At 60.9% G+C, this 7472-nt stretch carries 7 protein-coding genes; 5 read left to right on the forward strand and 2 right to left on the reverse strand.

Annotated elements, in window-relative coordinates:
* The first annotated feature begins 12 nt into the window (after nucleotides 1–12).
* From OUZ52_RS11670 to OUZ52_RS11685, 4 genes are read left to right on the forward strand one after another with little or no spacing between them, the layout of a single operon-like run.
* Nucleotides 13–1158 carry an ABC transporter permease gene (locus tag OUZ52_RS11670; protein ID WP_266158567.1) on the forward strand — a complete coding sequence of 382 codons (1146 nt, stop codon included), beginning with the start codon at nucleotides 13–15 and terminating at the stop codon, nucleotides 1156–1158.
* A 5-nt stretch (nucleotides 1159–1163) separates the two neighbouring features.
* Nucleotides 1164–2003, forward strand: a complete 840-nt coding sequence (locus tag OUZ52_RS11675) for an ABC transporter ATP-binding protein (RefSeq protein WP_266158578.1) — start codon at nucleotides 1164–1166, stop codon at nucleotides 2001–2003.
* A 1-nt stretch (nucleotide 2004) separates the two neighbouring features.
* Nucleotides 2005–2943 (forward strand): MlaD family protein, encoded by a 939-nt coding sequence (locus OUZ52_RS11680; RefSeq protein WP_266158569.1) that lies wholly within the window; start codon nucleotides 2005–2007, stop codon nucleotides 2941–2943.
* Entirely contained in the window at nucleotides 2940–3563 is a 624-nt protein-coding gene (locus OUZ52_RS11685; RefSeq protein ID WP_266158570.1) for an ABC-type transport auxiliary lipoprotein family protein, read from the forward strand. Before OUZ52_RS11680 ends, OUZ52_RS11685 begins: the two co-directional genes overlap by 4 nt.
* Before the next feature lie 53 nt (nucleotides 3564–3616).
* On the opposite strand, the gene OUZ52_RS11690 is transcribed toward OUZ52_RS11685, so the two are convergent.
* Together OUZ52_RS11690 and OUZ52_RS11695 are read right to left on the reverse strand one after the other, a co-directional pair.
* A complete protein-coding gene (locus tag OUZ52_RS11690; RefSeq protein ID WP_266158571.1) occupies nucleotides 3617–4246 on the reverse strand; it encodes an alpha-ketoglutarate-dependent dioxygenase AlkB family protein in 630 nt (209 codons plus the stop codon).
* A gap of 16 nt (nucleotides 4247–4262) precedes the next feature.
* On the reverse strand, nucleotides 4263–5660 hold the full coding sequence (locus tag OUZ52_RS11695) for an amidase (protein WP_266158572.1): 1398 nt from the start codon (nucleotides 5658–5660) through the stop codon (nucleotides 4263–4265).
* A 180-nt stretch (nucleotides 5661–5840) separates the two neighbouring features.
* Here OUZ52_RS11695 and OUZ52_RS11700 point away from each other — a divergent pair, with 180 nt between their 5' ends.
* Nucleotides 5841–7457 (forward strand): electron transfer flavoprotein-ubiquinone oxidoreductase, encoded by a 1617-nt coding sequence (locus OUZ52_RS11700; RefSeq protein ID WP_266158573.1) that lies wholly within the window; start codon nucleotides 5841–5843, stop codon nucleotides 7455–7457.
* Nucleotides 7458–7472: the final 15 nt, after the last annotated feature.

Raw genomic sequence — 7472 nt, forward strand, 5'->3', positions numbered from 1 at the left:
AAGATGCCCCTCATGAGCACATCGATGGCGACTGGAAGCGCACAACTTGATGCCCACATTCAGCCGCCATGCTTGCGTATTGCGGGCGATTGGACCTTGGCGCACTACTCCGAGCTAGAACACGCCATCGCCCCACTCGCCACCTCACTCGGCGCAGATGTCAGTATCGACCTGAGCCGACTCGGCGCGCTAGATACCGCCGGTGCCTCCTTATTAGTGTGCCTGCTTGGCGCCAAACGATTGAGCGCGCTGGCTCGTGAGGCAACTGACTTGCCCGTAGCACAACGCGCCTTGCTGCAGACCGTAGGCACAGCAATGGATGCCTACCACGAACCGCCCAAGCCATCCCGACCGTCAAGCGTGACCGTGCTGCTGGAGCGGATCGGGCGAACGGTTGCGCATGTATGGCGGCAACAGCTCCAGTTGCTTGGCTTTATCGGCCTGACGCTGGAAACGCTGGCACGTAATCTGTTACGTCCACGTCGCTGGCGAATCACCTCGCTGGTCTCACACGTAGAGCAAACCGGGCTGGATGCGGTACCTATCGTCGCCCTGCTTACCTTCATGGTGGGTGCCGTGGTGGCCTTTCTCGGTTCTACGGTGTTGTCTGACTTTGGCGCTACGGTCTACACCGTGGATCTCGTCGCCTTCTCCTTCCTGCGTGAGTTCGGGGTGCTGCTCACGGCGATTTTGATGGCCGGCCGCACCGCCAGCGCCTTCACCGCCCAAATTGGCTCGATGAAGGCAAACGAGGAAATCGACGCCATCCGCACGCTGGGCCTGGACCCGATTGAATTACTGGTGCTGCCGCGGGTGCTAGCCTTGTTGGTCTCGCTGCCGATGCTGACCTTCGTTGCGATGATCGCCGGCATTGTCGGTGGTGGGATGGTCTGCGCGCTGGTACTGGATATCTCCCCGGCGATGTTCCTGACCCTGCTGAAATCCGACATCGAGGTGCGTCATTTTCTGGTGGGCCTGGTCAAGGCACCGGTATTCGCCTTTTTGATTGCCGTCATCGGCTGTCTTGAGGGTTTTAAGGTCGGCGGTAGCGCCCAGTCGGTTGGCGAACATACGACCTCCAGCGTGGTGCAATCCATCTTTGTGGTGATTCTTATCGACGCACTCGCCGCCCTGTTCTTTATGGAGATCGGCTGGTGAACACCATGACAGCCCAGCCAGCCGAAACCGTCATCCAGGTACGCGACCTGACCAATCGCTTTGGTTCGCAGACGGTACACGAGCATCTGGATCTCGACGTGCGACGTGGCGAAATCCTCGGGGTGGTCGGTGGCTCGGGCACCGGCAAATCGGTTTTGCTACGTACCATCGTCGGCTTACAACGCCCTACCGCCGGGCGTGTGCATGTGTTTGGTGAGGATTTGCTCAGCCTGCCGCAAGAGCGCCGTTCGCAAATCGAACGCCGCTTCGGCGTGCTGTTTCAGAACGGCGCCTTGTTTTCTTCGCAAAACGTGGCCGAAAACATTGCGATGCCGCTGATTGAGCATGCCGGCCTCAAGCGTGCCGCGGCCGAACGCCTTGCGGGCGTCAAGCTGGCATTGGCAGGCTTGCCAGCGGGCACCGAACATAAATACCCCTCCGAACTTTCGGGCGGCATGGTTAAACGCGCCGCGCTGGCCCGTGCCTTGGCGCTGGACCCGGAAATCCTTTTTCTCGATGAGCCCACTGCCGGCCTTGATCCGATCAGCGCGGCGGCTTTCGATCAGCTGATCTTGACCCTGCGCGATGCGCTGGGGCTTACCGTATTTCTGGTTACCCACGATCTGGACACGCTTTATACCGCCTGCGATCGGGTCGCCGTGCTGTCGCAAAAAAAGGTACTCGTGGTGGATCGGCTTGATGTCGTCGCGCAAACCGACGACCCGTGGATTCAGTCTTATTTTCACGGCCCTCGCGGCCGTGCCGCAGAACAGGCTCATGAGCAGATTCGTCAGCCTCAGACACTCAAGCAACAAGCGGCCCGCATGCCGCCCGAGGTGAAGTGACATGGAAACACGTGCCCATTATGTGCTCATCGGCCTGTTCACCGTGCTCGTGGTGCTGGCCGCCTTGCTATTCGGTCTTTGGCTGGCCAAATCCAGCGCCGACCGCCAGTTCAGCGACTACGACATTGTCTTTAACGAAGCCGTTACCGGTCTCTCAAAGGGCGGCACCGTGCAATACAACGGCATCAAGGTGGGCGATGTCACTCAGCTCAAGCTCGATCCTAAAGACCCTCGCCGAGTCTTGGCCCGCATTCGCCTGGCCGGCGATACCCCGGTACGCCAGGACACGCACGCCAAGCTCGCCCTGACCGGCGTTACCGGCATGGCCATTATCCAGCTCAGCGGCGGCTCCCCGGACAGCGCACCGCTTACCGCACCCGACGGGGGCATCCCGGTGATTACCGCCGATCCATCTCCACTTACCCGCCTGCTCACTAACGGCGAGGATCTGATGACCAATATCAATGAGGTCGTTGCCCGCGCCAGTCAACTGCTATCGCCCGAAAACGTCGGCCGGATCGACCGCACGCTCGATCATCTGGACAAAGCCACCGGAGTCATCGCCGAGCAGCGCGAAGATCTGCGCCAACTATTGCAGCAGTTAGCCCAGGCCAGCAAACAGGCGAATGCCACCTTGGCGCAAACCGAGCAACTCGCCAACAACGCCAATGGACTCATTAATAATCAGGCGCGCAGCACACTGGATAGCGCGAAGAATGCAATGGCCTCGCTGGAGCGGGCAACGGCCAGCATTGATCACTTACTTAATGACAATCACGACGCACTCAACGGCGGCCTGCAAGGACTGAACGAAATCGGCCCTGCTGTACGCGAATTACATGATGCCGCCGGCTCGCTACGCAATATTTCACGCCGTTTTGACGATAACCCGGCTGGATTCCTGCTCGGCCGTGACCGCAGCAAGGAGTTCGTACCATGAGAGTTCGCGCCATCAAACCAGCCATCCGCGCACTGTGCTATGTGGTTGCCATCGTCCTGTTTGTCTCTGTGACGGCCTGCTCGATACTGCCCAAAGCCGAGTCACCAAGCATCTACCGCCTGCCGACCACGCACCTGTCGCAAGCCCAGGCCAAACCGTTGACCTGGTCGCTACGCATCGATACACCGCAAGCCGAGCAGATGATCGATAGCGCGCGCAGTGCCGTGCTGCCGGAGGGCGATGTGATCAGCGTTTATCAAGGTGCCCGCTGGAGCGATCGCGCACCGATCCTGCTGCGCAACCGATTGCTGGATGCATTCCGTGACGATGGTCGCATTGCCGCCCTGAGCAGCGACAATGCCAACCTGCAAGCCGACTACGCCCTCACCGGCGATTTGCGCTCATTCCAATCAGAGTATCGCGATGGTCAGCCGGTCATCGTGATTCGCTACGATGCGCGTCTGGTCCGCACCAATAATCTACGCATCGTGGCGGCGCACAGTTTTGAAATTCGCGAACCGGTCAACGGGCGCGCTGTACCTCAAGTGGTCAGCGCCTTCGGCAAAGCCTGCGACACGCTGAGCAGCCAAGTGGTAGCGTGGGCCGGGCAGCAGCCGTAACTCCTCACCGTTTGTGACCGGGCCGGGCCCTACTCTTATAAGTATGTGCAGAACTAACGCGATGAATGGATATACCGGAAGGTTAGATTGATCCGCGCCCCCACCGCCGCAGTCACTTTCGGCAAGCCATGCTGGTAAAGCTTTTGGGTGTCTCCACTCATGCAAAGCAAGCTCCCATGGGGAAGTTCCAGCGCACGCACTTCGCGTCGTGCCGCCACGGCGACGCGCGGACGAAAGCGGAAAGCACGCGTAGCCCCCAGGCTTAACGAAGCAATCACCGGACGCACCCCCAGTTCTGCCTCGTCATCACTATGCCAGCCCATGGAGTCGCGACCATCTCGATAGAGATTGGCCAACACACTATTAAAGCGTGCCTCACACGCAGCCTCGACCCGTACTCGCAACGAGTCCAGCAGCGTAGTCCAGGGATGTGGCTCGAAACGCGTCCGCGAATAGGTATAACTTGCGTCGGGATCACCGATCCAGCAACTGAGCCGCGGCGAATCGACCTCACGGCCAAAAATGCGAATGCGATGGGTCTCCCACGGGATCGACCCACGAAGCTCATCCAGCAAGTCGTCTGCCTCGACCTCACTCAGCCAGTGCGCCGCCAAGCGCAGTTCGGCGCCGGGCAAGGGGACGCTCTGTAGCCGCTGAGCTTGCACATCGCCAAACAGGCTCACCTGTCACCGTCCACGATTAAGCGATGACCGGATAAGTCGGTTCAGCATCCAGAGTGGCTGCGCAAACTGCGGCCAACTCCAACAGGCGCAAGTCTGAGCCACGGGCCCCGACCAACTGCAAACCGATCGGCAACCCGTTGCGCAAGGTCCCCATGGGAATAGTCACCGCCGGGCAACCGGCCAGACTGGCAAAGCTGGTGAGATCGGCCTGCGAATCAGGCGCACGCACACCCAACGGAAAAGCGCCTTGCGGGGTAGTCGGCATGACCAGTACATCGACTTGAGCAAATAGGCGACGCATCTTCAATGTTGCCGCATCCAGCACGCGATCAGCCACAGCGTAGTCGGCGGCACTTTTGCCGGCGGCATAAGCCAGCATCTCACGGAAGCGGTCCGAGACGGGGTGCTCGGTGTCCGCCAGATCTTCGGCAAACGTGCTGAGCATTTCCGATTCCATCAAGAGCAAACCGGCGCGGCGGGTGCGGGCAAAGTTCCAGTCCGAGAAATCCACCGTGCGCCGCTCGCCCAACTCCCGCGGCAGCTTGGCCAGCGCGGCCTCGAATACTTCGATGACGTCAGGTTCGACCCCCACGGCAGCCAGATCCGGCAGCAGCCCTGCGCGCAAATGGCCCGGCTCCCAATCCGGCGGCGACAGCGCCACGCGGCGGCGGCGCGAGCGCGCATCGTCAGCGTCATAGCCCGCCAGCACCTGCAATAAAACGGTGAGGTCATCCACACTTCGGGCCAGCAGCCCCACGGCGTCCAGCCGGCGCGCAGCTGGCGTCATGCCGCGCGCGGACATTTCGCCATGCGTCGGCTTGAGCGCATAGACGCCGCAGTAGCTGGCTGGGATGCGGATCGAGCCCAGGCTGTCGGAGCCCACGGCAACCACGGCCAGCCCAGCCGCCACCGCAGCCGCGGCGCCCCCCGAGGAGCCGCCAGTGCAGTAACCATGCCGATACGGGTTATGGGTCGGCCCAAAATGCGGGTTATCGGTCGTCGCCCCCAACGCCCCTTCATCCATTTGGGTCTTACCGATCAACACCGCGCCTGAGGCGCGCAGCCGCGATACCACATGCGCATCTTCCAACGCTGGCTGTTTACGCCCGGGCAAACCGGCACGGGTTGGCCAGCCAGCCACATCGAAATTGTCCTTCAGCGCCAGCGGAATACCATCGAGCCGGCCAATGACCCCATCACGGCGCCGATGCTGGGCAGCGGCAGCCTGCTCCTGCATGAGTGCCGGACTCAGGCCAACATAGGCATTAAGTTGCGGATTGATACGCTCAATTGCGTTCTGATAGGCCTCAGCCAGGGGTTGCGGCTGCACTCGCCCCATCGCCAGCCAGTGAAGTAGCTGGCACAACGTGGCGCGACGAAGGTCGATATCGGCAATCGGCGGCGTAAAATTCATAGTGACTTCCCTGCGGACTCGGCACGATTATCGCCGTCTCGCGCGAAGTGATTGCAAGCCGTGACGCAACACGCGTTGCCGCATGGCCCGCGAAACCGGACAATGGCCGCCTGATCTGAATGTCCGCCGCCATGAAGCGGTCGATGCGCCCCGCCACCGCCAGCCGAGATAATGCCCGCCATGAGCGAACGCGAAACGATGGAATATGACGTGATCGTCGTCGGCGCGGGCCCTGCTGGCCTGTCGTTCGCGATCCGCCTCAAACAGCTCAAACCCGATACCAGCGTGTGTGTGATCGAGAAAGCCTCGACCATCGGCGCCCAGATTCTCTCGGGCGCGGTGATTGAGCCACGGCCGCTAGACGCCCTGCTGCCGGGCTGGCGCGACAACCCGCCGCCCATTTGCATCCCCGCTGGCGAAGATGAGTTCTGGTTGCTCAGTAAAACCGGCGCGCGCAAATTGCCGGTGCCGCCCGGCATGCATAATCACGGTAATTTCATCGTTTCACTGGGCGCCATGTGTGCCTGGCTGGCGCCCCAGGCCGAGGCGTTGGGCGTAGACGTATTTCCCGGCTTTGCCGCGTCGGAAAGCATCTTCAATGAAGACGGCTCCGTCGCCGGCGTACGCATCGGCGATATGGGCGTGGCCAAAGACGGTACGCATAAGCCTGGTTACACCCAGGGCATCGACATCAAGGCCAAGGTCACCGTGCTGGCCGAAGGCGCGCGCGGCCATTTGAGCAAGCAGCTCATCAAGCACTTCGAGCTGGATAAAAACAGTGACCCGCAGGGCTACTCGATCGGTATCAAAGAGTTATGGCAGGTACCCGCCGGTCGGGCAACACCGGGCAAGATCGTGCACAGCTTTGGCTGGCCCGCCGACAACCACACTTACGGTGGCAGCTTTCTCTATCACCTGGATAAAGATCGCATCGCACTGGGCTATGTCAGCGGACTCGACTATAGCGACCCCAACTATCAGCCATGGGAGGCCTTCCAGCAGTGGAAAAACCACCCCATGGTCAAATCGCTGCTTGAGGGCGGCACCGTCCTGTCAGCCGGCGCACGCGCCATCGTCACCGGCGGCTATCAATCGCTACCCAAGCTGGACATGCCTGGCGCGCTATTGATCGGCGATACCGCCGGCCTGCTCAACGTTCCCAAGATCAAGGGTACCCATCAAGCGATCAAGAGCGGCATGCTGGCCGCCGAGCACCTTGTCGCGACAAGCCTCGACCCGGCCGGCTTCGATGCCAAGCTGCGCGGCTCCGATGTGATGTCGGAGCTTAAGAAAGTGCGCAACATCAAGCCAGCCTTCAAAAAGGGTTTGTGGTTCGGCATGCTCAATGCCGCCTGGGAAACCGTCACCAACGGTGCCTCGCCATGGACGCTAAAGAACAAGGCCGATTGGTCGTCACTGCACAAGCTTGGCGAATGCGAGGAGCCCAAGCGAGACTACGTGCAGCGTGAGCTCGCTCCGCGCGACCGTCTGGCTGGTGTCTACTTCGCCGCCACCGAACACGACGAAGATCAGCCGATTCATTTGCATGTCGCCGACACCTCGATCTGCGTGACCCAATGCGCCGAGGAGTACGGCAACCCCTGCACCCGCTTCTGCCCTGCCAACGTCTACGAAATCGTCGACGACCCCACGGCGGATAACGGCAAGGGCAAACGCCTGCAGATCAACGCCGCCAACTGCGTCCACTGCAAAACCTGCGATATCAAAGACCCCTATCAGATCATCAACTGGGTAACCCCGGAAGGCGGTTCGGGGCCGAATTATCAGAACTTGTGATCGCATGAGGATGCC

Origin of the sequence: Dyella silvatica, assembly GCF_026283955.1 — a bacterium.
Lineage (GTDB): Bacteria > Pseudomonadota > Gammaproteobacteria > Xanthomonadales > Rhodanobacteraceae > Dyella_C > Dyella_C silvatica.